Origin of the sequence: Weizmannia sp. WK01 (genome assembly GCF_025905465.1) — a bacterium.
GTDB lineage: Bacteria > Bacillota > Bacilli > Bacillales > Bacillaceae_C > Weizmannia > Weizmannia faecalis.
On the sequence record NZ_CP109616.1, the window covers coordinates 1089704 to 1116071 of the forward strand.

A 26368-nucleotide genomic window follows, 5' to 3' on the forward strand; every position below is an offset into this window, starting at 1 on the left:
CGGTGGTGAAACGCACAAGCAGTAAACCAGTTTGTCCTGGCCGTAGTCGTCTTTTTCCTAATTTCAACACGGCGGTGAAACGCACAAGCAAATCCGGTTTAGATCAAAAGCGGATTCCGGCCGGATTATGGTATACTTTAAGACAAATCAATCAGGGGTTAGATCGGAGGATTATTATGGCAAAAGGGCTACTCTACTATGAGGTGGGCGAACAGTTTGACGCGTTTTTGCTCATCAAACACGCAACAAAAGGAATTGCGAGCAACGGCAAACCTTTTTTAACATTGATTTTGCAGGACCGGACCGGGGATATCGAAGCAAAACTCTGGGATGCGACCGAACAGGACGAACAAACATATAAACCGGAGACGATTGTAAAAGTAACTGGGGACATTTTAAATTACCGCGGGCGGCTGCAGCTGAAAATCCGCCAGATCCATCCGGCACAACCGGGGGACGGTGTCCGGATTTCCGATTTTATCGAAACGGCCCCGTTATCGCAGGAAGAAATGATGGGGAAAATCACCCAGTACATTTTTGATATGAAAAATCCAAATATCCAGAGGCTGACCCGGCATCTGCTGAAAAAATACCAGAAGCGGTTCCTTGTCTATCCAGCTGCAACGAAAAACCATCACGAATTCGTATCGGGGCTGGCGTACCATGTTGTCTCCATGCTCGACCTTGCCAAGGCAATCGCGGGCCTTTATCCTTCACTCGACCGGGATTTGTTGTATGCCGGTGTCATTTTGCATGATTTGGGAAAGGTGCAAGAACTGTCCGGCCCGATCTCAACAACTTATACGGCTGAAGGGAATTTGCTCGGCCATATCTCGATTATGGTCACAGAAATTGCAAAAGCAGCGGAGGAACTCGGAATCCACGGGGAAGAAGTCATGGTGCTGGAACATATGGTGATCTCCCACCACGGAAAAGCGGAATGGGGAAGTGCCAAGCCCCCGATGATTAAAGAGGCGGAAATTCTCCACTATATTGATAATATTGATGCGAAAATGAATATGCTTGACCGTGCGCTCCGCAATGTCAAACCGGGCGAGTTCTCGGACCGGATTTATGCACTTGATAACCGTTCTTTTTACAAACCAACGTTTCATCAGTGAGATTCATAGAAACGCAAACGTTTGGAAAGCGCCCGTCTGGTGAAAAACTTTTAAAATGCCTTTCAAAATGAAAGGCATTTTTTAATGGATTCTGCCATACATTATAGCAGGGACAAACCGAAAAGGAGGGGAAAACATGGATTTCCCAATCTGGATTTATTTTGTTGTGGCAGGCATTGTCATATGTGCGTTTATGGCGGTGAAAACAGCCCGGGAAGAACACGAACAGGAACAGGAATGGATTGAAAAAGAAGGGGAAGTTTTTATTGAAAGGATGCATAAAGAAAAAGAATTGCGCAGCGGTGAAGCTGAAAAAGCCCATGAAGCATAACGGCCGTAAAAAAACCGCCCCTAACCGGAAGGGCGGTTTTTTGCGGCATTATTTGCTTGATGAAGTCCCAAGCAGGGGGTCAAAAGTTGTTTTCAAATCTTCATCTTTTACTTTTATGTCAGCCGCTTTTAATTCTTTCTTCAAAACGGACTGGATTTTTTCTGTTGTCACTTTTGATTCTTTATATTGTTTGACGACGTCTTTTTTCATTTCGCTGTACGGTTTTTTCTGTTTTTCGCCGGTCAGCTGAATAATATGGTAGCCGTAAGAAGTCTTAACAGGGCCGCTGATTTCATTGACTTTCAGTTTATAAGCAGCATTTTCAAAATCGCTGTCCATTTCGCCTGCACCGAACCAGCCGAGGTCTCCGCCTTTAGAAGCAGTTGCGGTATCGGTTGAATACTTTTTGGCCAGCGTTGCAAAGTCGGCGCCTTTATCCAGTTGTTTCTTGATATCTTCCGCTTTCGACTTGCTGGAAACAAGAATGTGGCGCGCTTTGATTTTCGGTTTTATGTCATTGTTATAATAATTTTTTAACTGCTTTTCCGTTGGATGTATGGTTGCCTCTGCCGCTTTTTGTTCAAGCAGTCCGATTTTCACACTGTTGCGGAAATCTTTTTCATTTGCATAACCGTATTGCTGCAGCGCTGTATTAAATGAGCTGCCCAATTGTTTTTTTGTATCGTTTACTTGTTTGTCAATTTCGCTCTTTTTGACAGTGTATTTTTTGGAAAGGACTTTTTCAATGGTAAGCTGCTGGAGCACAGTTGAACCATATTTATCCTTCATTGCATTATATAACTCGTCTTTGGTAACATTTCCGGCGTTCGTCTTCACGACGGCGCTATTGCCGCTGTTGCCGCATGCTGCAAGTCCGAACATGCTGCCTGCCAAAACAAGGGATAGTACCCATTTCTTCATTCAAGAACAACTCCTATTCATTTTGTCTTGCAAGAGAGATTTACAACCACTACTATAACATAAATTGAAAGAGAAAAGAAAGGGATTGCCGGGTTTCTTATGGAATTTTCACACCATGCCAATCTTCTTTTCATATGGGGCAGGCGTTTGTAGAAGGCAGGATGGATGTTTGCTGCATATGATATTGCATGGGGTTCCATTGTGAATTTGTGAAATTTAGGCCGGCAAATAGACGGGTGCCTTAACCAATACAGGGGTGGATGAATAATATACTGATGAAACAAGAGGAGGTGGATGGAATGAGCGGAGGAGCAGCTTACGGAGGCGGCTTTGCCTTGCTGGTTGTGTTGTTCATTTTATTGATCATTATTGGTGCATCCTGGGCTTGGTAAAATTTGGGGTCGGCAGCTGCCGGCCTTTCTTGTTGTGTTGTTATTGAGTGCCAAGGTAGGAGGAAAACAGTAAAATGGTCATGAGGATGTTGATCGTCCGAAAAACTCCCGGCCGGTGTTCTTCCGGTATTTCTTTTTTTGTACATAGATGGCTTGTCAATACGTTGATAAAGTATAATATAAAGAAAGCGTAACTGTAAAAAAAACAAGCACATACATGCCGGCCGGCCCCCCTCCCGAAAATTTGCAGTAAAATAAAGGCGGAGCGCGCCGGTTTAGAATCTGGGTTCGTAACGTTCCGCCTGTCTTTCGGATGGCAAATGTGTAATGCACGCTGGTCTTTTCCATGCAAGGTGGATGAACGATTATTCATTTTTAACAGGCACTGCCTTGAACCGCTCGTGGCGAATGCCGCGGGGAAGTTTTTAAAGGCCGGCCGGACAATGGGCCTTGCCGGAAAACACGCCCCTGTCTAAAACTGAAGCATCCCATGACCGGGGTCGCGCTGTTCTCAGCAGAATCATAAAAACATATAAACGAGGGAACTGAATGGAATCGATTGAACAAAAGCTGGAAAGACTGGAATTTTATCAAACATTGCTTTTAAAAATGATCGGGACCAGCCAATATCCGTTTTTCAGGCTGATTATGGAAAAACAGCTTTCAAAACAGGATATTGAACAATTTTATGCGCTGTGCGATCGTTTGAGCGATGAGCTGAAAGAACAGAAGGCGGACAAATTTGTATATTTTTATCCGCTTTTTCAAAAGTTTAAGGAATCCCTGCATGAAAAACTGCAGCCGGCGGAAGTGATTGCCGCCTGTTTGCAACAAGGGCTGTATCCTGACTTAATGAAGGCATTGAAACGGAATTTGTAGCTGCCCGAAACGGGTCAGAAGCGGTTCAGCGAAGGTTTTCCCAACAGTTCCGTTTCAATGACATCATCCAGCTCCCCATTGAAAATGGAATTTTCTACAATGTCCATAAAATCTTGACCATAAATCTGGCGTACGATCGCAGCCAGTTCCATCATGTCCGGAAATTTGCCGTAAAGATCGTAAAGCGGCATCGTGCCTTGTACGACGGTGCTTTTTTTCGGGTTAAACGCTTCCAATGACTTTAAAAAAATCTCTCTTCCTTTATTAGTTAATTGAATATACGTGTTCCGCTTGTCGTTTTCCTTTTTCGAGAATTCGAGCAAGCCGCGCTCCTCAAGCTTTTTCGAAAAATTAAAAGCTGTTGATACGTGCATCACCCCGAATTTTGCCACGTCCGAAATCGATGCGCCCTTTAAATGATAGGCAATCCATAAAATATGATGTTCATTGATGTTCAGATCGAAAGGCCTAATCCATTGCTGCCAGTCTTTTTCAATCGTTTTCCAGAGCGCTTTCGACAATTGCGTGACCCTTTTGCAAAATAGAAGATACTCATTGGTCGTCAACATTTGTTCCGTCATATTTTTCCCATCACCCCTTACCCTATATATTATCATTATGCCAGTAAAATAAAAAGTAATAAAAAACAATTTCAGTTCTGAAGAGTAAATTCATCAATTTTTAGATGTTTTATGATAAAATGACTTATCCACATTTAGAAAATTTTTCCATCTATTTTTTCTGCTTTCAAAGTCAAAAAGAGCCGAATTTGCAAATTTCTTTTTTAAAATTGTGGATAACTTCAAAAAAACCTTTTTTTACATCACATCCTTTGCTATAATATAACCATTAAGTAAACCTTACTTGTATTGGCTTACTTAAATGGGTGAAATCCTCGTCTGTTAAAATGCGTGTCCGAAACGATTCCAACAGATTTGAGGATTTTTCTTTTGCCGTTTTTTTGAGTGCTTTTAAGATTGACGAACCTTTTTCAAACAGCTGTCTAATAATATCTGTTATTTGAACTAATAAATAATGATTTTTCATGGCTGTGTAGTTTTGGCTATTGGCATGTTCTATATTGTAACGATTATTTTTTTGTTCGTTAAATCCTTGATTTTCAATCTTCCAGCGGCTTCTTCCTGCAGCGATGAGTCGTTCCACGTTCTTTTTCGTGATTTTAATATCCGTTATAAATACATACTCTTTCGATTTCCCATCCTCTGTTTTCATTGTGGCCTCCATCAGATTGACCGTTCTGTCTTTGTAGGCAATATCATTCACCCAAACTAATGAATTCTGATCCTTACTTTGTTCCAGCTCTTTTATTGCCTTAAACTCCGTCGAGATACTTTTAATTCTCCCTTCCTTAAATCTGCATATATATTTCCATTTGTGCGCCCTGCACAGATTAAATACCGTTTCACATGCATAGAGACTATCTCCCAAGATACAAATCGGTAGTCTTTTAAATATTTTTTTTATTTTCTTTGCCAGCCTGTCGAAGGCTTTTAATTCACAATCTTGCTTAGAAACATTTTCTGATTCATTTTCGATAAATTCGGAGGCAATACTGAAGACCATATCCCCCACGACAAGCTTGGCTTCAAGTACATGGTGCATATAAAGTACGTTCGTTTCTCCTGTTTCTTTATTTGTATATGCCCGTCTCAGGCAGTGTTTACAATGTTTCTCATGAAAGGTGTGTAATCCAGTTCCATCAATGATGACACCCCAGTACTTTCCTTCAATTCGATAAGACTCGAGAGACCTTTTTTTCAATAATTCTTTAATCATATACGTTCTAATTTTTTCTAATTCATTTACATCTAAGCCAGATAAAAAGTCGTTAATTGTATCATAATGTGGAAGTTCTTCAAGAGAATCTAAGCCTAACACCTTCCCTACATTTTTAATACATTCTTCTTTATTAAAACGCTCACTCATGTTTCTCATGGATTTTAGGCCGGTCATATTTTTCAACATCATCGTAAATAAAAGGACCTCTGGACCATAAGTGATATAGCTTTGATGTCGGTGGTCTGCTACCTTTTTTAGGTTATTCATCAGGTCTTTGAAAAAATGCTTCTGAATTTTAAGGAACTCGAAAAAATAATTTGCTTCTTTTTCACGATTTCTTTTTTCTTTTCTAGTAACCAAAATAAAAACCCCCTCAAAACAGCCAAGTTTAATTAGGGCTTGCTGAACGAATCAAATTTTAGCTTGTATTCGACTTGTCACTAAGCCATGCCAAAATATTCGTCCAGCAAGCTCTAATTATTTAAATTATTACATATTTAGCCGCATTTTTGGGGGGGGGAATAGTTAAATTATCACGAAAAATTTTTACTCCTCAGAGCTGAAACAATTTACTAAATTTTTTTGAAAAGAATAGCAAAGAAAAAGCCCGGAAAGCGGTTGTTGCTTTCCGGACAGCGAAAAGTCAGGAAGATTTTTTCTCCATTTGTTGTTCCATGTTTTCAATCGTTTTCCGGATTTCTTTGATTTCATTTTGCAGGGCGTCTTTGTTTGGCTCAATGCTTTTTTGCCATTCTTCGATACAGTGTTGGATTTCTTCCATTACGTTCGTGGCGACTTTTTTGCCTTCTATTGAAAAATCTTCGACGGATGCTTTTAAGTCTTTTACATTTTCGGCGATCCTTTTGGCCGATTCAATGAAATCACCGGAATTATTTTTGATGGCTTCCCGTATTCTTTTTCCGGAAGCGGGTGTGGTGAAAAGGACGGAAACAGCGCCTGCTGTTGCTCCAACCAGTAATCCGTAAAATAAACTGGATTTGTTCATGGAATGCACCTCCTGGAATGGTCTTTTATCCTCATGATATAGAATTTGCCAGTCTTTTGCAAAGTTCTCTTTCTTTTTTGCCGGGCTCGTCCAAAGCGATATTCCAAGCTTGACCGCGGATTGTCCTTCACGGGCGGTATGAAGGACAAAAGAGCGGACGCCACGCATCCAACTGTCTTTCATCAGCCCGATGAAAGACAAAACCTGGCCCCCGTGCCGTGGAATTGTCCTTCACAGGCGGTATGAAGGACAAAAGAGCGGGCGGCATGCATCCAACTGTCTTTCATCAGCCCGATGAAAGACAAAACCCGGCCCCCGCACCGCAGAATTGTCCTTCATAAGCGGTATGAAGGACAAAAGAGCGGGTTCGGCGCGTGCCTCTGTTTGTTCTTTACCCGCGTCTGGTACATGTTAATCCGCATCAGGGCATATGATGTAATAGTCCAGGCAGAAAAGAGGGGGAGTTCGTTGGGGCGTGTTGCTTTCTGCTTTTTAATGGCCGGCGTTGTCCTGTTTGCCGCGATGGTCCGGCACATGCTGCTGTACCAGAAAAGAAGAATTTATCCGCCGCGGAAAGTCATAAGAAAAAGGATTGCATTTTTCGGAACGGCCGGAATGGTTTTCCTGCTTCTCGCCGCTCTGTTTCATTTATTTTAAGCTGTGCAAGCGAAAAAAACCGCCGGAAACCCGGCGGCCATTTTCACGCTTGCATGCTGTGGGCGGCATTTGTGCGCTTTGCAACGTTTGAGATGATCGGAAAAAGAATAAACATCGCAACTGCATTGAGCACGGTTGCCGGCAAAACGACGGTGCCAAACAAAATGGCAAAAGGCCCTGGCAACCCGGCAATAAAGAACGCGGATCCTAAGAAAATGATGCCTGAAATCAGTGTGCCAATGGCCGTGAATACAATCAGTGCCGGCAGCTTTTTTGCCAGTTTTCCGGAAGCGAGAAGCAAACCGTAAAAAGCAAAAGAAGTGATACATTTATCGATGATGTTCGGGAAAAAACCGCCCGGGAAGCTGGTGGTCAGGCCGGAAATGATGCCGGTCAGTACACCAAGCAACAGTACGTATTTTTTCTCCTTGAACAAAATAATGCCGATAAACATCATAGTAAGCATCATATCCGGTTTCATCCCGAACACGAAGCCCGGAATCACCGTGTGTAATACCGTGCCGATCCCAACAAGCAACGCCAAGCTGACAAGTGATTTTGTCTTCATCTGTCTCCACTCTCCTATTCTCATCTCATCTGGTGCTTTCCCGACGTACCCTCATGGCCGGCGGCGAAAGATTAACCTTATTATAGCATGCAGCCGGAAAAAGTGACGCATGTTTTGATCAAATTGGGCGCAACAAAAAATGGCAGCCCAAATGGCCGCTGAAAAAAATAAGCGCGAACCCGGCTGCAAAAACGCAAAAGTGGGCTTATTCAGTGGCACTACCCGGTGCAACTTATATTTTTTTGGAAATCTCCGCGGCGATTTGCTGGAGGTCCTCCTGGCTGTAATCTTTTTCATGTGTTTTCCAGACTGCCCCGAAGCCGTCTCCTTTTCCATATCGCGGGATCAGGTGCATATGATAATGGAATACAGACTGGCCGGCAATCTCGCCATTATTGTTCAACACATTGAGCCCCACAGGCTGGAATGCCGCTTTCAATGCATTGGCTACGACAGGGACGGATTCAAAGAAATTGCGGGCAATCTCCGGCGTCAGTTCGTAGACATTCTCTTTATGTATTTTCGGGACAATCAGGGTATGGCCCTTTGTCACCTGGCTGATGTCAAGAAAAGCGTATACATGCTCATTTTCGTACACTTTTGCACTCGGGATTTCACCGTTTATAATCTTGCAAAAAATACACATTTTGATCAACCTTTCCATTTTTTTGATTTCATTATAACGGATGAAAAGGCGAAAGAAAAGGAAACGGGGCGGAAATCTGCGTTTCCGCCCCGCTCTGCAGGGTTTTTCAACTAGCCGAAAAGCACCTTTGATCAACACTTCATTTACGAATGATATGGTTGATAATGGGCTTCCTCAACTTTTTCCAACGCGATCATCCCCTTATTGGGTAACGTTTAAAGTGCATCACCTTTAAACAGATTCACCGCCAGCACCTCATGAAAAGGGTGCCTGGAAGTCGGTTATGGCTAATGTAAAGCATCGTTACTGGTCTTTGACAACCACCCCGATTGCTTGTTTTTCCCCTGCAAGTATAGGATGGGCAAATGGTTGGAATCTATACATGCGCATTGCAAAAATTTTTCAGGCGCGCAGTTGGCATTCAGTCACGAACGCTTTCATGGTACAATAAAGGGTACAGATCAGAACTTTTGACATAAAGGGGTTCTTTAGATGACATTATTGGAAGTGGCGTCCTTAACAGGTGGATATACGAAAAAACCTGTGATTCAAGATGTTTCATTTACAGTAGAAGCGGGGCAGCTGATCGGGCTGATCGGCTTAAACGGCGCCGGAAAAAGTACGACCATCCGGCATATTATCGGGTTAATGGAACCGAAAAAAGGGCGGATCACGATCAACGGCAAAAACTTAAACGCGGATCCGGACGCTTATCGGAAGCAGTTTTCGTACATACCGGAAACCCCGATTTTATATGAGGAACTGACGCTGGAAGAACATTTAAAACTGGCGGCAATGGCATATGGCATCGATGAAAAAACCTATGCGGACAGAACCGCGCCTTTATTAAAGGAATTCCGCCTGCATAAAAAGCTCGGCTGGTTTCCGGCCAATTTTTCAAAAGGCATGAAGCAAAAGGTGATGATTATGTGCGCCTTTTTAGTCCAGCCGAGCCTGTACATTATTGACGAGCCTTTTCTCGGCCTCGACCCGCTCGGCATCCAGTCACTGCTGGATTTGATGGGCACGATGAAGAAAAAGGGGGCGGGCATCCTGATGTCCACCCACATTCTTGCAACGGCAGAACGGTATTGCGACGGATTCATCATTTTGCATAACGGGCGGATCCGTGCGAAAGGAACATTAGAAGAGCTGCAGCAGCAATTTTCGATGCCCGGCGCAACATTGGATGATTTGTATATCCAATTGACAAAGGAAGATGACGATGAACGAAATTGACCGCCTTTGGAAAGAAAGATTTGCTTCCTACTTACAAAACCTAAGGCGCTATACACGGTATATTTTTAATGACCATTTGCTGTTTGTGCTGATTTTCGGGCTCGGTGCCGCCGCTTTTTATTACAGCCGCTGGGTGAAGCATCTCAGTCCAGATTTTCCCGTTGCCCTTGTAATGGGCCTTTTGCTCGGGTTGTTTCTGGCGGCGAGCCCGGTGTACACGCTGTTAAAAGAAGCGGACCGGGTGTTTCTTATCCCGATGGAAATGCGGATGCGCCCGTTTTTTAAAAAAGCGATCCTGTTTTCCTTCAGCATTCAGGCTTATCTGCTTCTGTTTGTGCTTGCCGCTTTGATGCCGATGTATGCGGCTGTTACGGGGCACGGATTCGGCCGTTTTTTTGGTCTGCTGATCCTGCTGCTCGTGTTAAAAATGTGGAACCTGCTTTTGAGCTGGAACGTGTATAAACTGCCGGAGCCGTATGCCCCTGTTTTCGACTGGATCATCCGGTTTGCATTAAGCGCCGCGTTTGTGTTTCTCGTTGTCAATGAGGCAAACCTCTTTCTTGTGGTCATTCTGGCTGTCGTTATGCTCGGCTTGTTTCTGTATTTTTACCGGCTCGCCCAAAAACGGACACTCAGATGGGATGCGCTCATTGAACGCGAAGAAAGGCGGCTAATGGGTTTTTACCGGTTTGCAAATCTGTTTGCCGATGTGCCGGAACTAAAAGGGCAGGTCAAACGGCGCAAATGGCTCGATCCGCTCCTCGCCGGCATCCGGTACGGCCAGGAACATACGTATCAATACTTATTTGCCCGCACGTTCCTCAGGACAAGCCAGTATTTCGGGCTTTTTGTCCGGCTGACCGCGATCGGGGCCGTGCTGTTGTTTTTCAGCCATGAACGGGTGCTCACGCTCGTTCTTGCCGTCGTGTTTATTTATTTGACAGCTTTCCAAATGATCCCGATGATCGGCTCCCACGATTTAAAAATCTGGCTACGCCTCTATCCGGTGCCCCGCAAGTTGAAAGAAACGTCTTTTATCCGGCTGCTTGCAGTCTGCCTGTATGTGCAGACGGTCATTTTTGCAGCGGCGGCCGCATTGAACGGCTTGTGGATGAACGGTCTTTTCGTCCTTGTGGCAGGCGCTGTATTTTCCTGGCTGCTTGTCGCCTGGTATGTCCCCGGAAAAATTCGGCGCCAGTAACGCCGGCGTAAATTTAAAAATGGCGCAGGCTCTCCATGTAAGCGGCGGTTCAGTTGGCAAGTGGCAGCCTGCTCGTAAACATGAAAAACGGCACAAGCTGGAGAGCCTGTGCCGTTTTTCCATGTCCGACCGCCCCATTTGAATGCGTCCGTCTATGGCGTTTTCAGCCACTGGCCAAAAAGCCGCCCCTTGTCTTTAGAGATTGCAGGCTTTTGCTGAAAAAACGGAACCCCATGCCTGCAGCGGTTTTTCAAAACGCCCGGATTGCCGGGGAAAATAAAACCAGGCCGGCAACGTTGATGCTTGAGCATTTTCAGACGTTCTGGTACCGGATGGCTGCTGCACCCAAAGTTTTGGCGGCAATAAGCATCGCTTTTTCATGGATGTCAAAGCGCGGATGGTGATGCGGATAGGCCGGGTCGGCTTTTTCCGGGTCCGCCCCTGTAAAGAAAAAGACGCCTTTTACATGCTGTAAATAATAGGCAAAATCTTCCCCGATCATTGACGGGTCGACTTCTTCCACATTGGTGACACCTTCGATTTCTTTTGCGCAGTCGGCCAAAAATGCTGTTTCAGCCTCATGGTTCACAACCGGCGGATATCCGCGGAAATAGTGATAATCATATGTGCAGTCCGCCGCCAGGCATGTGCCTTGGATGATCCTTTCGATTTCTTTTTCCACCCTGTCCCGCACATCTTCGTCAAATGTCCGGACCGTGCCCGTGATTTTCGCCGTATCGGCAATGATATTGAAAGCATCGCCGGATGAAAAGGACCCGACCGTTAAAACCGCGGACCGGATCGGATTAATCCGGCGGCTGATGACTTGCTGAAGATTCGTGACAAGTTGCGCCCCGACTACGACCGCGTCTTTCGAAAGATGGGGCTGGGCGCCGTGCCCGCCATGGCCTTGGATCGTCACTTCAAACCGGTCGGCAGCCGCCATAAACGGCCCTCTCCGGTATTGGATATGTCCAACCGGGACCGTTGCCCATAAGTGTGTGCCGAAAATGGCATCCACGCCTTCGAGGCAGCCATCTTCGATCATGGCTTTTGCCCCGCCTGGCGCGTATTCTTCGGCATGTTGATGGATGAAAACATACTCGCCTTCCAATTCATCTTTCAATTCATGTATCGCTTTGGCGAGCATCAGCAGTGTCGCCGTATGCCCGTCGTGTCCGCATGCGTGCATCACACCCGGCACCTGTGATTGATAGGGCACATCATTTTCCTCCTGGATCGGCAGCGCATCAAAATCGGCTCGGAGCGCGATGGTTTTCCCTGGCTTTGCGCCTTTTACACGGGCGACGACACCGTTTCCGCCGACATGTTCGCGCGGCCGGATGCCGAGGTTTTTGTAAAAATCAGCGATATAGCGGGCTGTTTCCACTTCTTTAAAGGACAATTCCGGGTGCATATGGAGATATCTTCTTGTCTCCACCATTTCCGGGTACAAACCGTCCAGTTTTTTATGTATTTTTTCCAACACTGTCATCTGCGATTCCCCCAACCAGTTATTTTTACTATTATACCATAATTGTGAAAAAGTCTGCTGCTTTATCGCGGTAACAGCAAAAAGAAAGCGGCACCTGCAGATGCAGGCTGCCGCTGTTGACGCCTTACTACATCATTTACCGCACCGTGTCAAAACGGGCCGCTGTTGGCCTGTGCGAATGGGGAGATCGCAGCTTCAGCCGTCCCGTTTCCGGTCTGCCTGGACATGGACATGGGTCAGATTAGAAACATCGCGACAATGGTTGTCACAATGAGACCGGTGATGACAGGGATTACATTGCGTCTTGCCAGTTCAAACGGGTCGACATTGCAAATAGCGGCAGCTGGAATTAATGCCCACGGAATGATTGTTCCCCCGCCAACGAAAATTGCGGCAATTTGCCCGAGTGCGGTCAGGGTGGCGGCTCCCGAACCAATCGCATGGGCAAACAGTGCTGCAATTGAGCCGGCGAGTGAAATGCCGGAAAACCCCGATCCGTCAAGACCGGTAATGACGCCAACTCCGGCTGTTGTCAGTGCGCCGATTTCTTTTGAGACCGGCATAACCGATGCCAGGGCGCTGCCAAGATCATTCACAATTCCTTGGGAAGCGTCCGGCAGATCGGCATGGATCATCGTATGGAAACCGTCGCCGCCAAGATAGAAAAACGCGGCAATCGGAATGACGGGGCCGAACACCTGGAAACCGAACTGCAGACCGTCTATCAAATATTTTGTTACTTTTTCAAGGCCGTTTTTATGGGAACCGGCCATTGTAATGAGAAGCAGGATCATGATTGAGGTGCCGCCAACGAGTGCGGTTGCCGCATCCCCCTGCAAATGAAAAAGAACCATGGCAACGATGTCAAGGATGAAAAAAACAGGAATGAAAAGAGCAAAAAGTTTTTTGTATACCGGCTTGAGCCTGGGGACTTTTGCATCAGGCGGTGCGGTGCGGCCGGCCGGGTTCTCCCCGGCAGCAAGCAAGCCTTTTTTCATATCGCGTTTAAGCAGCAGAAAAGCGGTAACGGTCGTCACCACGCCCATCACGATGACGAGTGGCACGCTTGCTTCTATTACGGACGATACGGGAATGCCGGCACCGTCAGCTGTCAGTTTCGGCGCCCCCTGGATGACATAGTCGCCGGAGAGGGCGATCCCGTGCCCGAACAAGTTCATTGCGACAGCTACACCGATCGCCGGCAGCCCGACCCGGAGTGCAACCGGCAAAAGCACAGCCCCCATCAGTGCGACAGCAGGGGAAGGCCAAAAGAAAGTGGAGATAAACAGCATTAAAAAGCCGATGATCCAAAAAGCGAGATTCGGCCCTTTTATCAGCTTTGCGAACGGGGCCACCATCACATCATTGATCCCGGTATCAAGCATGCTCCTGCTCATTGAGACGATAATGGAAATGACAAGAATGATGGGCAGCAATTCTTTGATCGCAAATACAAAGCTTGTAAAAATACCGCTGACAGACGCAGTGAACGATCCCGTTGCAATCCATGCAATGATGAAAATGCCGGCAATACATACAAGGGACGTATCCTTTTTCAGTACCATCATCAGGATAATGAAAAAAATAAACATCAAATATACAAAGTGAATGGCAGTCAGATCAATGCCCATTTCCATTGCCCCCTTCTTGATGCAGCATATGGCGGGGGCAATAAATGGGTGACTGTCACGATCAGAGTGCTTATGGCAATATTATCTGCGTAAATCCGAATGGTAACAATAACAGATCCCGGCTGCCTAAGCAGGCGGCCGGGATCTGTTTATCCTTCCTCTTCATCTTGCGGGATGACATATTCTTTTGTAAAAGCAGGGGCATCGTATGTGCTTTTGTTTGTGCCGATTTCATCCAGATCCAGGCTATGGATAAGCAAATAGTCAATGGAACGCTTCCATCTTTCGAAACTTTCTTTGTCTTTCCAGCCGGTAATGGCGATATACGTATCCCCTTTTACCGGGCGGAGGAGCCGGTATGCTGCAAAACCGGGCTTATTCTCTATGGCCGGGGTGTTTTTTTTGAAGTGGAATTCGTAAACCGGTTTTCCTTCATCCGGAATCGGAAGATGGGTAAAAATGAAGAATATGCCGTCTTCCAAATTCCCGTTGGAGGCAGCTAGCTGATAACGGCGTGGCGAGGCAAAAACGGTTTTCCCCTCCGTTTCGTGCAGCAACAGGGCATGTTCCGGGTTTTGCAACAGCACCATCTTTTCATCGGGATATTTTTCCTTTATTTTTAAGAGAAAATCATAAGTACCCGTTGTGACGTAGACATTCATTTCTATCACCCCTCTCTACTTCCAGTTTAACCTATATCTTTCCGCTGTTCAATTTGTAAAGTTTTGCAAAATAAAGACGGCGGCCGAAAGCGAATAGAAATAGGAAGCGGCTCACGCCTTTTCATCTTTTCTGTCTGTGCCGGAGAGGCGATGGGGGAAGGAAGCGGCACAAAATGGAATAATAATGAAAAAACCGGGTAAAAATCGGACATAGCCTGTATTTCGCGTACAACCCTAAGGAAAAGCAAAATACGGCAAATTTGTGACAGTTGAAAGAGCTGGCTGCACAATGCTTTTTAAAACGATTATAGTAAAAAAAGATATTACCCTTTCAGGATAAAATAGTTTTTATTTGAAAAGAATTATTATAAAATAAATGGTGACTGTGTGGCGTGAGGAGGATAACATTTGAAGAAAAAAATCCTAAACGATTCCCTTTTAAAAGCGGCCAGGGGAGAACAGACAGGCCGCGTCCCCGTCTGGTATATGCGGCAGGCCGGCAGATCCCAGCCTGAATACCGGAAACTGAAAGAAAAATATTCTCTGTTCGACATCACGCATCAGCCGGAACTGTGCGCATATGTGACAAGGCTGCCGGTAGAGCATTACGATGTGGATGCCGCCATTCTTTATAAAGATATCATGACGCCGCTCCCCGCCCTCGGTGTGGAAGTTGAAATCCTCAAAGGAGCAGGCCCTGTCATACATAACTCGATTTCTTCGTTAAAAGATGTGGAAAAATTGGGGGAGTTGCATCCGGAAGAAGATGTTCCCTATGTGCTGGAGACGATCCGGCTGTTAACGGAGGAACAATTGGCGGTTCCGTTGATCGGATTTTCCGGCGCGCCTTTTACTCTGGCCAGTTATATGATTGAAGGCGGGCCTTCAAAAGATTATAGAAAAACAAAAGCGTTTATGTATACAGAACCAAAAGCGTGGTTTGCGCTGATGGAAAAACTGGCGGACATGATCATCGTGTATGTAAAAGCACAAATCAAAGCCGGTGCCAGCGCCATTCAAATATTCGATTCATGGGTGGGCGCTTTAAATGCAGCGGATTACCGCAATTATATAAAACCTGTAATGGAACGGATATTTACCGCATTGCGAACAGAAAATGCCCCGTTCATCCTGTTCGGTGTCGGGGCCGGGCATCTGGCGCTAGAATGGAACAGCCTGCCAATTGATGTGGTTGGCCTCGACTGGCGGCTGCCAATCCAAAAAGCGCGCGCGCTCGGCGTGACAAAAGCAATCCAGGGGAATCTTGACCCCGCCGTGCTCTTGTCCCCGTGGGAAGTTATTCAAGAAAAGGCGGCCGCCATACTGGACGAAGGCATGGCGCAGCCGGGTTACATCTTTAACCTCGGGCACGGCGTCACCCCTGATGTCCGTCCGGAAACATTAAAAAGGCTGACAACGTTTATTCATGAATACAGCGAAAGAAAACAACAGGAGGAAGCATAATGGAAAAGAAAAAAATCGGACTGCTTGTCATGGCGTACGGCACGCCGTATAAAGAAGAAGATATTGAGCGTTACTATACCCATATCCGGCACGGGAGAAGGCCCCAGGATGAGATGCTGGAAGATTTGAAACGCCGGTATAAAGCAATCGGAGGTCTGTCCCCGCTTGCCAAAATAACAGAAAACCAGACATATGCGCTTGAAGCGAGGCTGAATGAACGGACGGACGGAGCGGAATTTAAAGCTTATATCGGCTTAAAACATATTGAACCTTTTATTGAAGATGCCGTCAAACAAATGCATGATGACGGTATTGAAGAAGCGGTATCGATCGTGCTTGCGCCACATTACTCGGCTTTTAGCGTGAAATCGTACAACGAAAGGGCGAAAGAAGCAGCGGCAAAACTGGGTGGGCCCGCCATCCAATCGGTCGAAAGCTGGTATGATGAACCGAAATTTGTCGATTTTTGGGCACAGCAACTTCAGAAAACGTATGCTACAATGAGTGAAGAAGAACGTGCGTCTTCCTGCCTGATTGTATCGGCCCACAGCCTCCCGGAAAAAATTTTGCAGTACGGCGACCCGTATCCGGAACAAATCCGGGAAACAGCTGATCTGATTGCGGAGGCAGCGGGCGTCCAGGCGTATGCAGTCGGCTGGCAAAGTGCAGGCAATACGCCGGATCCGTGGCTCGGCCCCGATGTGCAGGACCTTACAAGAACGCTGTATGAAAAACATCATTATAAGGCTTTCATTTATGCTCCGGTCGGGTTCGTTGCGGAACATCTGGAAGTTTTATATGATAATGATTATGAGTGCAAGGCAGTTTGCGATGCAGTCGGCGCATCGTATTATCGCCCGGAAATGCCGAATGACAACCCGGCTTTTATTGATGCGCTGGCTGAGGCCGTTTTGAAAAAAACAAAATTCGGTTTACTGCCGCAAGAATAGGCAGCCGCCGGAGATTTTTAACGTATTTCCATAAAACATGACATTATTGCCAAAGAAGGTGCTGACCATGGCCGGAAACAGAAAAAAAGTAGCTGTACTTGGCGGCGGAATCACCGGCTTGACAGCTGCTTATTATTTGCGGCGCCTTGTTGAGGACCAACAGCTGCCGCTTGATGTGATATTGTTGGAAAAAGGGCGCCGGCTTGGCGGCAAAATCCAGACGGTCAGGCGTGCCGGATTTGTCATTGAACGCGGGCCGGATTCTTTTCTGGCAAGAAAGCAAAGCGCTTTGCATCTGGCAGAAGATCTCGGGCTTTCGCCTTCCCTCGTATCTAATGCGACAGGCAAATCTTATATTTTATTAAACCAACAGCTCTATCCGGTGCCAAGAGGGTCTGTGATGGGCATTCCGACAAGATTAGCGCCTTTTTTTGCTTCTCCTTTGTTTTCCGTTACCGGCAAAATCCGGGCGCTCTGCGATTTGATCCTGCCCCGGAAAAATACCGGTGAAGACCAGTCAGTCGGGGATTTTGTCCGCTACCGGCTCGGTGAAGAAGTGCTGGAAAACCTTGTTGAACCATTATTGTTCGGGGTATATGCCGGGGATGTCGACGAGCTGAGCGTGCTGGCAACGCAGCCTCAATTTTTCGAGGCTGTCCAAAAGCACCGCAGCCTGATCCTCGGCATGAAAAAAGTAGCAGCGGAATTTGCGCAAGACTCCAGGCCTACCCGGAAAAAGGGGGCTTTTTTAACCTTTCAAAACGGCCTTGAAACGCTCGTTGAAGCACTTGAGGAAAAAATCGGCGCTGAGGCAGTCATGAAGGGTGTGACGGTGGACGCGATTGAAAAAAGCGCGGGCGGCGGGGATTACAGGATCACATTGACAAATGGAACCCACATGAAAGCGGATTATATTATTTCAGCCCTCCCCCATTTTTCGCTCCCCCATATTTTTTCAAAGTATGCTTTTTTTGCGCCGCTCGAAAAGGTGCCATCCACGTCCGTCGCAACCGTATCGATGGCGTTTCCGGAGAGCGCGGTAAAAAAAGACATTGACGGGACAGGCTTTGTGGTGACGAGAAACAGTGATTATACAATTACAGCCTGCACGTGGACGCATAAAAAATGGCCGCACACCGCACCGGAAGGAAAAGCGTTGCTGCGTTGTTATATCGGCCGGTCGGCGGAAGCCGCGGTCGTCGATCTCGCAGATGACAGGATCCAGAAAATCGTGCTGGAAGATTTGAATAAAATCATGGAAATTACAGCAGAACCGGAGTTTACGGTTGTTTCCCGCTGGAAATATGCAATGCCGCAATATACGGTAGGCCATAAAGAAAGAATGGATAAGATTTTAGCGGCAGCCAAACATGAATTGCCGGGCATTTCTTTTGCCGGCAGCTCGTTTAACGGGGTCGGCGTGCCGGACTGCATCTCCCAGGGAAGGGCGGCGGTTGGCGAGATGCTCCGGTACTTCCAACTCAAGGCTGAATTTTAATAGACAGTGAAGAAGCGGTAGGGTGCATTCGACTGGCACCTGCCGTTTTTATTGTCCCGAAACGGGAGTCAGGCATGTATAAATTTTTCCGGCGCGTTGCCAGGTAAGTATGCCGCATCAGCGCGCACTCCCCAATGGAGAAATGCTTTATTTGAAGAAGCGGGCAAGCTGAAAAATGAAAAGCTTGAATGATTCGTTTTGGCAAGAAGCAGATTCACTGAATGCAATTACTTGATGTTCAAGGGGAAACGTGGTATATTACTTTTTGTGCAAAAATGACCAAAAAACCAAAATAGTCAATTGTTCTCGAGGGAGGTGGAAAGCTTGGAAACGGACCGCAGGCTGCAAATATTAAACGCTGCTACAAAATCTTTTGCCCAGTATGGTTATAAAGCGACAACAATGGATCTGATCGCGAAAATGGCCAATGTTGGAAAAGGGACCATTTATAACTTTTTCCGCAATAAAGAAGAATTATTCCATGAAATCATTGCCCGCCTGATTGATGAAATGGAGCAGGTGGCAGAAGCGTCAATGGATCCAGATGCTTCCTTTTATGCCAATCTGCATTCCGCTCTGTTCAGCATCCTTGAATTCCGCAAAACCCATCAGCTGACGCTTAAATTATTTGAAGAGCAGAAAGAAATGGGAACGCCGGCCGTCAATGACATGGTCGAGAAAATTGAAGAGCGGATCATTGACTATTTGAAGGGGATGCTCGAACGGGCGATACAGGCGGGGAAAATCAAACCGTGCAATCCGGAACTGACCGCTTTTATCATGTTTAAACTGTACGTCGCCATTATTTTTGACTGGGAAAAGCACCATGATTCCCTGTCGAAAGAGGAAATCGCGGAGGCGTTTGAACTGTATTTGTTAAAAGGGCTGCAGAACTGATTTTTCGGTTGGAAAAGGAGGTATTTTAGATGGACAATTTATGGTTCGCGGAAATACGGAATATTTTACGTTCGCCGAAAAAGCTGATTGAAACGGCAGCCATTATTCTTGTGCCAATTTTATATGCCGGCATGTTTATCTGGTCTTTTTGGGATCCGTACGGGCATCTTGAAAAATTGCCGGTTGCCGTTGTAAATGAAGACAAAGGAGCACAAATGGAGGGGGAACATCTCGCCCTCGGGGATAAGCTCATCAAAAATTTAAAGGAAAAGGACAGTTTTGATTTTCACTTTGTCGATAAGCAAACAGCGGAGAAAAAACTGAACGATAACCAATATTATATGATTATAGAGATCCCTGAAGATTTCTCTAAAAACGCAACCACATTACTGGATAAAAACCCAAAAAAATTGCAGTTGAACTATATTCAAAACCAAGCAATGAACTACACTTCTTCCAAAATTGAAGAATCTGCAATGACAAAAATAAAATCGAGCGTTGCAGAACAGGTGACAAAAACGTATGCGGAAGAAGTATTCGGCAAAGTGAAAGAGATGGCAAACGGCTACCGGTCTGCCGGAAACGGGGCAAGTAGCCTTGCCAAAGGGAGCGGAAAACTAAACGACGGCGCAGTTGTCTTAAGAAAAGGAACGGAAAATTTATTGACCGGCGCTACAGCCTTGAACGACGGCATCGGCCGGGTTCATAACGGCGCGGCTGATTTAAACAAGGGCGCTTTGAAACTGTATAACGGTTCACGCACGCTCGGCGAAGGAATTGCCCAGGCGAACAGCGGCGCCGTTTCCTTGAAAAACCATTTAGCCCAATTGGCGGCAAGCTCGGTTACTTTTTCAAACGGGCTGTCGGAGGCAAAATCGGGTGCTGACAAGGTCGCAAATGGTTCAAAATCGTTGGCCTCAGGCATGAACCAGCTGCAGACGGCAAGTGGCCAGTTGCTTGATGCGTCGAAACAGCTTCAATCTGGTGCCGACAAGGTGGCAAACGGGAGCGCCACATTAAGTAATGGCTTAAATGATGCAAACAAAAAGCTTCCGGCGTTAACGAGCGGCACCGCCAAAGTGCAAAGCGGCGTAAAAGAGCTGCAACAAAAGTTGCCTGAAAATCTTGCAGCGGGCATTACAAGCCAGATGGAGAAAACGATGATGTCCCCTCGTGTTCAGTCACAAATCGATGCGATGAGCGGTAGCATGTTTGACCAGCAAAAGGCACAGGCAGAAAACTTGCTCAGCCAGTTAAAACAAGTGCTGCCACCCGAAACGTATCAGACGGTTTCCAACCAAATCTTAAGTAATTATACAGATAAAAAGAAACAGGAATTCCAACAAGCATTCCAAGACGAGGTCAAAAATAAGCTTTTGGCATCGTTAACCAGCGGGTCTGCCTCTACGCAAGCCGCTTTGCAAAGCCAAATTCAACAGGCGATTGCTCCGTACTTTTCCGACCTGAACGAAGGGCTTACAAAGGTAAGCAGCGGGCAGCAAAAATTGCAAACTGGTATTGACCAACTTACCAAAGGTGCCAATACTTTGAATGCTGGCGCACAGCAACTTGCAAGCGGCCAAAATGCATTCGTCAAAAACGCAACCATTTTTAACGGGAAACTGCAACAAGCTGCATCTGGCGCAAACAGCCTTGAATCCGGGGCGACGGCGGTTGCATCCGGACTTGGCCAGCTTTCTAGCGGATCAGGTCAGCTCGTAACCGGAACGAAACAACTGGCAGACGGGTCAAGCACGCTTGCAGAAGGGACCGGAAAACTGGCTGACGGTTCAAACGAATTGACGAACGGTACACAATCGCTTGCAAACGGCTCAAGCGTGCTCGTAAAAGGCACATCCCAATTGTTAAACGGCGCAGGCCAGTTGCAAAGCGGCAGCAAGCAGTTGAACAACGGTGCGGGCAACCTTGTTTCCGGCACAGGCCAATTAAATGACGGCGCAGACAAACTGAGCAATAAACTTGGCAAAGCGGCTGACCAGGCTGGGGCTATCAACCCGACCGGCGCCACTTATAACATGATGAGCAGCCCGGTCCGGCTGAACCATGATGCTGTGACAAAAGTGCCGAACTATGGTACCGGCCTTGCTCCGTATTTCTTATCGCTCGGGCTTTTTGTCGGCGGATTATTGCTGACGATTATCTACAATGTAAAAGCACCGGCAATCATGCCGAAAAACGGGGTAACCTGGTTTCTTGGAAAATTCGGCGTCATGGCACTGATTGGCGTCTTACAATCGCTTTTGGCAGATTTCATTCTGCTTGATCTGCTGAAATTGCATGTGCAAAGTGTGCCGCTGTTTATGATCGCAACCATTGTGACGAGCCTGACCTATATGGCGATCATTCACTTTTTGGTTGCGGCATTCGCCAACCCAGGCAGATACATTTCCGTCATCATTTTGATTTTGCAACTGACGACAAGCGCAGGCACATTCCCGCTTGAATTGATTCCAAAGCCGCTTCAGGCTGTTCATGATCTGATGCCGATGACCTATTCGCTGCAAATGTTCAAAGCGGTGATTTCAAGCGGCGATTTCAGCTACATGTGGCAAAATGTTGATAAGCTTTCGGTCTTTTTTGCAGCGTTTATCTTTCTTTCCCTTCTGTACTTTGTTGTGAAATTTAGACATCTTCACAGGATGGCAGAAAAGGAAGGAGCAGCCTCTCCGGTAGAAGCATAAGAGATTTGCTGTAAAAGCAGCAGGACGAAGCCATTTTGGCCGATCCTGCTGCTTTTTTATTGCAAAATATGACGAACAGGATAAATTGCTTCAGGCAACACGTAAAGGAGGAATGGTTAGTCCGACTATAGTTGTATTTGTAAATGGAGCTGCATGCCGGTATTTTATATTTCAAGGGCTTGCCGGACATTGCTGTAAAAGACAGGTTTCCGCCATTTTCCATGTGAAGCGATCACAAAAGCAGCCCCTTTTTCGGAAACAATGATAAAACTTTCACAAACTTGTCATGAACGGGTATAAAAGCGCTTTCTGCAGGGGCTTATAATAAGATTAGAGATGGTGTAAAGGAAAGGGTGAGAGAGGTGGGCTACGAACGATTGGCCAGTAAACTGGTGCAGCTTTCGGGAGGCGGGGAAAATATTCAAGCGGTTTTCCACTGTTCAACAAGGCTCCGCTTTAAATTAAAAGACCCGGGGCGGGCAAAAAAAGCGGCGGTAGAGGAGCTTGACGGGGTGATTTCGGCCGCTGTTTCCGGCGGGTATTTTCATATTGTGACAGGGATAAATGCCGGGGAAGTGCACAATGACATGTTAAAATATCTGCATCTAGTCCGGATGGAAAGCGGGCAACGGGAAGAAACTTCTGGCTTTGAAAACCCGGTCATGCAGCCGGGCAGATTAACCGGACGCCCGGATGCGGCAGAAATATCCGGCCTTGAGGATCAATTGTTTCATCAGATGATGGACACGGCGACATCCATTTTGAATGCCCGGGGCGGAGGCGAGCCGGTTATGGTCGTTTTATTCGGGTGCAAAAACAAAGAACCGGCCGTTGCCGGAGGTATCCCGCATAAGAAAACGGAAGAACCGGTGCGATATCAGAAAAAGGAAATGATCGCCAGCCCGTTTACAGGGGAAACGATCCCGCTTGAGCAAGTCAATGATCCTGCATTTTCTTCCGGCATACTCGGCAAAGGGGTCGGCATTAAGCCTTCTGTTGGCAAGCTTTTTGCGCCGATCAGCGGGACGGTAACGGCGGTGTTTCCGAGCGGGCACGCGATCGGCATCACGTCCAAAACCGGCATTCAAATTTTGATTCATATCGGTATTGATACGGTCCGGCTCGAAGGAAAATATTATCATGTCCATGTGAAAAAAGGCCAGCCGGTTGAAAAAGGTGAAATGTTAATCGAATTTGATATTCCTGAAATCGAAGCAGCCGGGTACGATTTAACTTCCCCGGTTGTGATCACGAACGCGGACAATTATGTTGAGGTGCTGGAAACGGACCGGAAAAAAGTTGTTGCCAGTGACCAGCTGATGACGATAGTCAGTTAAAAAACAAACAGGGTGCCACATACGGCGCCCTGTTTGTCAGTAAACAATATCCACCTGATGATCTTTGAAAAAACGGAGCCATTCATCACTCGGTTTTTCATCTGTGACCACAAAGTCAACAGCCGAAAAATCCGCAAAATGGACAAAGGCAATTTTGTCGAATTTGCTTTTGTCCGCGAGCAGAATGACTTTATTTGCCTGTTTGAGCATTTCCTTTTTAATATGGCTTTCCGCTTCATTCGAGTCGGTGATCCCCCGCACCATGGAAATGCCTTTACAACTGAACAGCGCCACATCGACATTGTATTGGCGCACAGCATGTTCAGCAACAGAACCGACCAGCGAATTGGAACGTTTCCGCAGCGCTCCGCCTGTTGACAGAAGCTGAATGTTTGACTGGGCCAGTTCGCTTAATGCGATGGCAGAATTGGTTAAGACGACAAGTCCCTCTTTCGTTCTGTTCAACTCTTTTAACGCTTCCAACACGGTCGAGCTCGCATCCGCCACAATCGTATTTCCGTCTGAAATGAGCGGCTGCAGCTTGCCGGCAATGTTTTGCTTTGCTTCCATATTGACGGTGAATCTTGTCTGGTAGGGGAGATCTTCATTTGTATGGAGATTGAGCACAGCACCCCCGTATGTCCGCGTCACAATTCCTTCTTTTTCAAGCTTCTCCAGATCTCGCCTGATCGTCTCTTCCGTTACTTGAAACTCCTTTGCCAAATTGGCAACATACACTTTTTTCTCCCGGTACAGCGTATTTAAAATTTTATCTCTCCGTTCAAAAGCCAGCATGTCCCCAACCCCGTTCCTGTCCTGTATCCTTTTCTCTGATAAGCCCATTTTAGCAAAAATCGTCCGTTTAAAAAAGAAAACAACAAAAGTACAATAAAATAAATAAAAAAATCTTTTTTTATATTGATTTATGTTTGTTCTTTCGCTAGTATAGGAAATGTGAAGAAGGGTTTTCACAAACCAGTTAAAGAAAGCGGTTTCTGAACCAAATTTTGAAGTGCACGCATGGCGGCTTGTTTGTCCCGCTGCCCAACAATCAATATAACATGGAAGGAATAAGGGCGGCGGAAAAAGCCATACAGATTGCTTTTGATGGTTTGTATATCGGACTGCTGGCGGATTTTTCATCTGGTAATAAGATAGAAGATTTTAAAATAAAGGAAAGCGAGGGGTAAAACGTGATCAGAAAAGCGAGTGTAATGTTTGTGCATAAGGATCAATATGAGGAATACAAGCGCCGGCATGACCATATCTGGCCGGAAATGTCAAAAGAATTAAAGGCGCACGGGGCCCGTAATTATTCGATTTTTTTGGATGAAGAAACGGGTCGGTTATTTGCTTATTTGGAAGTGGAAGATGAAGCGCTCTATGAAAAAATGGCAGATACAGAGATTTGCAGAAAATGGTGGGACTATATGGAACCGCTAATGGAAACCAATCCCGATAACAGCCCTGTGTCTGTTGCATTAAAGGAAGTTTTTCACCTGACCTAACAGCCATCCCATTCAGAACTCCAGCAGTTCACATTGTAAGCGATATCAAACCCTTCATAAAAATGATAACAGAAAGGCGGAGAAGAAATGGCGAGAATAGGAAGCAAAAGCACGACCGGCTGGAAAGCGACAATTTCGGTTGCCATGGCCAATTACATTGAAGCCGGTTCCATTATCGCAGCAGCCAGCAGTTTGACGCTCTGGCAGGCTTACCTGCACTTAAACAGCATTTCCGTGGGTTTGTTAAGCGCCCTCAGTGCCAACGCATTTGGCGCGGCAATCGGAGCACTGTTCGGCGGGTATTTAACCGATAAATACGGCAGAAAATTTATCTACACGTATGATTTGCTTGTATATATGCTTGGTGTGTTTTTGATTGCGGTTTCCGTCAACTTTCCGATGCTGTTAATCGGCACCATTATTACCGGGGTAGCCGTAGGAACAGGGGTGCCTGCTTCGTGGACATATATTGCGGAAGAAGCCCCGCATTCAAAGCGTGCGGCCCATGTAGGTACGGCGCAATTGGCATGGTCAACGGGGCCAATGATCACGTTTCTGCTCGCCGTTTTGCTTGCGCCGCTTGGCCTGCTCGGCAGCCGGATTATTTTCCTCCATCTATTAGTCATCGCATTCATCACTTGGTATATCCGCCAGGGGCTTGAAGAATCAGCCATCTGGAAAGAAGATAAAGAAAAAGAAAAAACCGACGCCCAGCTGGGGAAAAAATCAAGAAGCTCCTTGAAAGAATTATTTCGTTTAAAAGTAAACCGCCAGGCCCTCTTTTTACTGATCGGCATTTATCTATTCTGGAACTTAACGGCAGGGGCAATGGGGTACTTTATGCCCTATATTTACCAAAATGTTGGCGGCCTGACGAACGAACAGGCGAACTTGCTGCAAGCTTTCCTCTGGGCGTTAACGGTGCTGACAACCTATGTTGTCTTTATGAGGCTGGGTGACCGTTACAGCCGGCGTTTCCTCTTTGGTTTAGGGGCGGTGATGGGCATTGCCGCATGGCTTATTTTGACTTTTACAGGGATGAATTGGTTCTCCCTTTTTGCCTTTGTTATTCTCTGGGGAAGCGCTGCCGGATTCGGCGCCCAGGCGTTTTACGGCTTGTGGGCGAGCGAACTGTTTCCGACCCGGTACCGCGCGGGCGCACAAGGGTTCATTTATTTCCTCGTCCGGTTCGGAATTGCCATCTGGTCTTTTCTGCTTCCGACCATTATGGACACGCTCAGTTTTAAAGTAGCGGGAATTGTAATGATCGTATTCCTTGTCATCCATTGTATCATCGGAATCGCGCTCGCACCGTCTACACAAGGAAAAACGCTGGAAGAAATTGAAAAAGAACGGTTCGGGACCGTTCGGGACGGGGTAAAACGAGCCGTTACACCAACAACTGCAGCGGAACATTTGAATCAGTAAACCAAAAGGCACAAGTGCGGATCACACTTGTGCCT

Annotated in this window: 25 protein-coding genes; 15 read left to right on the top strand and 10 right to left on the bottom strand. The window is 46.4% G+C overall.

Translation table 11 applies throughout. The features are described 5' to 3' along the window. Positions 1-176: 176 nt before the first annotated feature. Both yhaM and OF158_RS04900 read left to right on the top strand, forming a co-directional pair. Positions 177-1121: a 3'-5' exoribonuclease YhaM gene (gene yhaM, locus OF158_RS04895; protein ID WP_014095797.1), complete on the top strand. Its 945-nt coding sequence runs from the start codon at positions 177-179 to the stop codon at positions 1119-1121. A 136-nt stretch (positions 1122-1257) separates the two neighbouring features. Continuing rightward, the gene (locus OF158_RS04900; protein WP_013858718.1) at positions 1258-1452 is read left to right on the top strand and encodes a sporulation YhaL family protein; all 195 of its coding nucleotides are present in this window, start codon (positions 1258-1260) and stop codon (positions 1450-1452) included. A 48-nt stretch (positions 1453-1500) separates the two neighbouring features. On the opposite strand, the gene OF158_RS04905 is transcribed toward OF158_RS04900, so the two are convergent. After that, complete coding sequence (locus tag OF158_RS04905) at positions 1501-2373, bottom strand: peptidylprolyl isomerase (protein ID WP_035182107.1); 873 nt, start codon at positions 2371-2373, stop codon at positions 1501-1503. A gap of 299 nt (positions 2374-2672) precedes the next feature. On the opposite strand from OF158_RS04905, the gene OF158_RS04910 reads away from it, so the two are divergent. Both OF158_RS04910 and OF158_RS04915 read left to right on the top strand, forming a co-directional pair. Beyond that, entirely contained in the window at positions 2673-2765 is a 93-nt protein-coding gene (locus tag OF158_RS04910) for a YjcZ family sporulation protein (protein ID WP_017550228.1), read from the top strand. A 549-nt stretch (positions 2766-3314) separates the two neighbouring features. Further along, a complete protein-coding gene (locus tag OF158_RS04915) occupies positions 3315-3644 on the top strand; it encodes a YhaI family protein (protein ID WP_014095795.1) in 330 nt (109 codons plus the stop codon). A 14-nt stretch (positions 3645-3658) separates the two neighbouring features. On the opposite strand, the gene OF158_RS04920 is transcribed toward OF158_RS04915, so the two are convergent. The 3 genes from OF158_RS04920 to OF158_RS04930 all read right to left on the bottom strand — a co-directional run bounded on the left by OF158_RS04920 (position 3659) and on the right by OF158_RS04930 (position 6450). After that, the gene (locus OF158_RS04920) at positions 3659-4225 is read right to left on the bottom strand and encodes an HTH-type transcriptional regulator Hpr (protein ID WP_035182105.1); all 567 of its coding nucleotides are present in this window, start codon (positions 4223-4225) and stop codon (positions 3659-3661) included. A gap of 268 nt (positions 4226-4493) precedes the next feature. Next, complete coding sequence (locus tag OF158_RS04925) at positions 4494-5804, bottom strand: transposase (protein WP_014095824.1); 1311 nt, start codon at positions 5802-5804, stop codon at positions 4494-4496. A gap of 283 nt (positions 5805-6087) precedes the next feature. Then, positions 6088-6450 (bottom strand): YtxH domain-containing protein, encoded by a 363-nt coding sequence (locus OF158_RS04930; protein WP_035182125.1) that lies wholly within the window; start codon positions 6448-6450, stop codon positions 6088-6090. A 468-nt stretch (positions 6451-6918) separates the two neighbouring features. On the opposite strand from OF158_RS04930, the gene OF158_RS04935 reads away from it, so the two are divergent. Then, a complete protein-coding gene (locus OF158_RS04935; protein ID WP_026683724.1) occupies positions 6919-7107 on the top strand; it encodes a membrane protein YhzF in 189 nt (62 codons plus the stop codon). Positions 7108-7150: 43 nt separating this feature from the next. Here OF158_RS04935 and OF158_RS04940 read toward each other — a convergent pair whose 3' ends face one another. After that, complete coding sequence (locus tag OF158_RS04940) at positions 7151-7675, bottom strand: tryptophan transporter (RefSeq protein WP_035182103.1); 525 nt, start codon at positions 7673-7675, stop codon at positions 7151-7153. A gap of 232 nt (positions 7676-7907) precedes the next feature. Next, positions 7908-8327: an HIT family protein gene (locus OF158_RS04945; protein WP_302466497.1), complete on the bottom strand. Its 420-nt coding sequence runs from the start codon at positions 8325-8327 to the stop codon at positions 7908-7910. 486 nt (positions 8328-8813) lie between these two features. On the opposite strand from OF158_RS04945, the gene OF158_RS04950 reads away from it, so the two are divergent. Then, positions 8814-9560, top strand: coding sequence for an ABC transporter ATP-binding protein (locus OF158_RS04950; RefSeq protein WP_026683727.1), 747 nt, complete (start codon positions 8814-8816; stop codon positions 9558-9560). Then, on the top strand, positions 9547-10761 hold the full coding sequence (locus OF158_RS04955) for an ABC transporter permease (RefSeq protein ID WP_035182101.1): 1215 nt from the start codon (positions 9547-9549) through the stop codon (positions 10759-10761). The genes OF158_RS04950 and OF158_RS04955 overlap by 14 nt, the downstream gene beginning before the upstream one ends. 313 nt (positions 10762-11074) lie before the next feature. On the opposite strand, the gene OF158_RS04960 is transcribed toward OF158_RS04955, so the two are convergent. The 3 genes from OF158_RS04960 to OF158_RS04970 form a co-directional block, all read right to left on the bottom strand. After that, the gene (locus OF158_RS04960; RefSeq protein ID WP_017550224.1) at positions 11075-12256 is read right to left on the bottom strand and encodes a M20 metallopeptidase family protein; all 1182 of its coding nucleotides are present in this window, start codon (positions 12254-12256) and stop codon (positions 11075-11077) included. Between the two features lie 236 nt (positions 12257-12492). After that, entirely contained in the window at positions 12493-13887 is a 1395-nt protein-coding gene (locus OF158_RS04965; protein ID WP_035182099.1) for a hypothetical protein, read from the bottom strand. 149 nt (positions 13888-14036) lie between these two features. Continuing rightward, positions 14037-14549, bottom strand: coding sequence for an antibiotic biosynthesis monooxygenase family protein (locus OF158_RS04970; RefSeq protein WP_035182096.1), 513 nt, complete (start codon positions 14547-14549; stop codon positions 14037-14039). Between the two features lie 408 nt (positions 14550-14957). On the opposite strand from OF158_RS04970, the gene hemE reads away from it, so the two are divergent. From hemE to OF158_RS05000, 6 genes are all read left to right on the top strand, one after another. Further along, a complete protein-coding gene (gene hemE, locus OF158_RS04975) occupies positions 14958-16013 on the top strand; it encodes a uroporphyrinogen decarboxylase (RefSeq protein WP_017550222.1) in 1056 nt (351 codons plus the stop codon). Next, positions 16013-16963 carry a ferrochelatase gene (gene hemH / locus OF158_RS04980; RefSeq protein WP_014095784.1) on the top strand — a complete coding sequence of 317 codons (951 nt, stop codon included), beginning with the start codon at positions 16013-16015 and terminating at the stop codon, positions 16961-16963. Before hemE ends, hemH begins: the two co-directional genes overlap by 1 nt. A gap of 67 nt (positions 16964-17030) precedes the next feature. Further along, entirely contained in the window at positions 17031-18461 is a 1431-nt protein-coding gene (hemY, locus tag OF158_RS04985) for a protoporphyrinogen oxidase (RefSeq protein WP_014095783.1), read from the top strand. A gap of 324 nt (positions 18462-18785) precedes the next feature. Next, positions 18786-19358: a TetR/AcrR family transcriptional regulator gene (locus OF158_RS04990; RefSeq protein WP_014095782.1), complete on the top strand. Its 573-nt coding sequence runs from the start codon at positions 18786-18788 to the stop codon at positions 19356-19358. 29 nt (positions 19359-19387) lie between these two features. Beyond that, a complete protein-coding gene (locus OF158_RS04995) occupies positions 19388-22060 on the top strand; it encodes a YhgE/Pip domain-containing protein (protein ID WP_035182093.1) in 2673 nt (890 codons plus the stop codon). A gap of 377 nt (positions 22061-22437) precedes the next feature. Further along, positions 22438-23397 (top strand): PTS sugar transporter subunit IIAB, encoded by a 960-nt coding sequence (locus tag OF158_RS05000; RefSeq protein WP_100183719.1) that lies wholly within the window; start codon positions 22438-22440, stop codon positions 23395-23397. A 36-nt stretch (positions 23398-23433) separates the two neighbouring features. On the opposite strand, the gene OF158_RS05005 is transcribed toward OF158_RS05000, so the two are convergent. Continuing rightward, the gene (locus OF158_RS05005; protein WP_026683736.1) at positions 23434-24192 is read right to left on the bottom strand and encodes a DeoR/GlpR family DNA-binding transcription regulator; all 759 of its coding nucleotides are present in this window, start codon (positions 24190-24192) and stop codon (positions 23434-23436) included. 398 nt (positions 24193-24590) lie between these two features. Here OF158_RS05005 and rhaM point away from each other — a divergent pair, with 398 nt between their 5' ends. Then, the gene (gene rhaM, locus OF158_RS05010) at positions 24591-24905 is read left to right on the top strand and encodes an L-rhamnose mutarotase (protein WP_014095778.1); all 315 of its coding nucleotides are present in this window, start codon (positions 24591-24593) and stop codon (positions 24903-24905) included. Between the two features lie 87 nt (positions 24906-24992). Then, on the top strand, positions 24993-26333 hold the full coding sequence (locus OF158_RS05015; RefSeq protein ID WP_017550216.1) for an MFS transporter: 1341 nt from the start codon (positions 24993-24995) through the stop codon (positions 26331-26333). Positions 26334-26368: the final 35 nt, after the last annotated feature.

Bases quoted from the DNA above. Each gene is read 5' to 3' on its own strand.
- yhaM (WP_014095797.1), top strand. From the start codon at position 177: ATGGCAAAAGGGCTACTCTACTATGAGGTGGGCGAACAGTTTGACGCG.
- OF158_RS04900 (WP_013858718.1), top strand. From the start codon at position 1,258: ATGGATTTCCCAATCTGGATTTATTTTGTTGTGGCAGGCATTGTCATA.
- OF158_RS04905 (WP_035182107.1), bottom strand. From the start codon at position 2,373: ATGAAGAAATGGGTACTATCCCTTGTTTTGGCAGGCAGCATGTTCGGA.
- OF158_RS04910 (WP_017550228.1), top strand. From the start codon at position 2,673: ATGAGCGGAGGAGCAGCTTACGGAGGCGGCTTTGCCTTGCTGGTTGTG.
- OF158_RS04915 (WP_014095795.1), top strand. From the start codon at position 3,315: ATGGAATCGATTGAACAAAAGCTGGAAAGACTGGAATTTTATCAAACA.
- OF158_RS04920 (WP_035182105.1), bottom strand. From the start codon at position 4,225: ATGACGGAACAAATGTTGACGACCAATGAGTATCTTCTATTTTGCAAA.
- OF158_RS04930 (WP_035182125.1), bottom strand. From the start codon at position 6,450: ATGAACAAATCCAGTTTATTTTACGGATTACTGGTTGGAGCAACAGCA.
- OF158_RS04940 (WP_035182103.1), bottom strand. From the start codon at position 7,675: ATGAAGACAAAATCACTTGTCAGCTTGGCGTTGCTTGTTGGGATCGGC.
- OF158_RS04950 (WP_026683727.1), top strand. From the start codon at position 8,814: ATGACATTATTGGAAGTGGCGTCCTTAACAGGTGGATATACGAAAAAA.
- OF158_RS04955 (WP_035182101.1), top strand. From the start codon at position 9,547: ATGAACGAAATTGACCGCCTTTGGAAAGAAAGATTTGCTTCCTACTTA.
- OF158_RS04960 (WP_017550224.1), bottom strand. From the start codon at position 12,256: ATGACAGTGTTGGAAAAAATACATAAAAAACTGGACGGTTTGTACCCG.
- OF158_RS04965 (WP_035182099.1), bottom strand. From the start codon at position 13,887: ATGGGCATTGATCTGACTGCCATTCACTTTGTATATTTGATGTTTATT.
- OF158_RS04970 (WP_035182096.1), bottom strand. From the start codon at position 14,549: ATGAATGTCTACGTCACAACGGGTACTTATGATTTTCTCTTAAAAATA.
- hemH (WP_014095784.1), top strand. From the start codon at position 16,013: ATGGAAAAGAAAAAAATCGGACTGCTTGTCATGGCGTACGGCACGCCG.
- hemY (WP_014095783.1), top strand. From the start codon at position 17,031: ATGGCCGGAAACAGAAAAAAAGTAGCTGTACTTGGCGGCGGAATCACC.
- OF158_RS04995 (WP_035182093.1), top strand. From the start codon at position 19,388: ATGGACAATTTATGGTTCGCGGAAATACGGAATATTTTACGTTCGCCG.
- OF158_RS05005 (WP_026683736.1), bottom strand. From the start codon at position 24,192: ATGCTGGCTTTTGAACGGAGAGATAAAATTTTAAATACGCTGTACCGG.
- OF158_RS05015 (WP_017550216.1), top strand. From the start codon at position 24,993: ATGGCGAGAATAGGAAGCAAAAGCACGACCGGCTGGAAAGCGACAATT.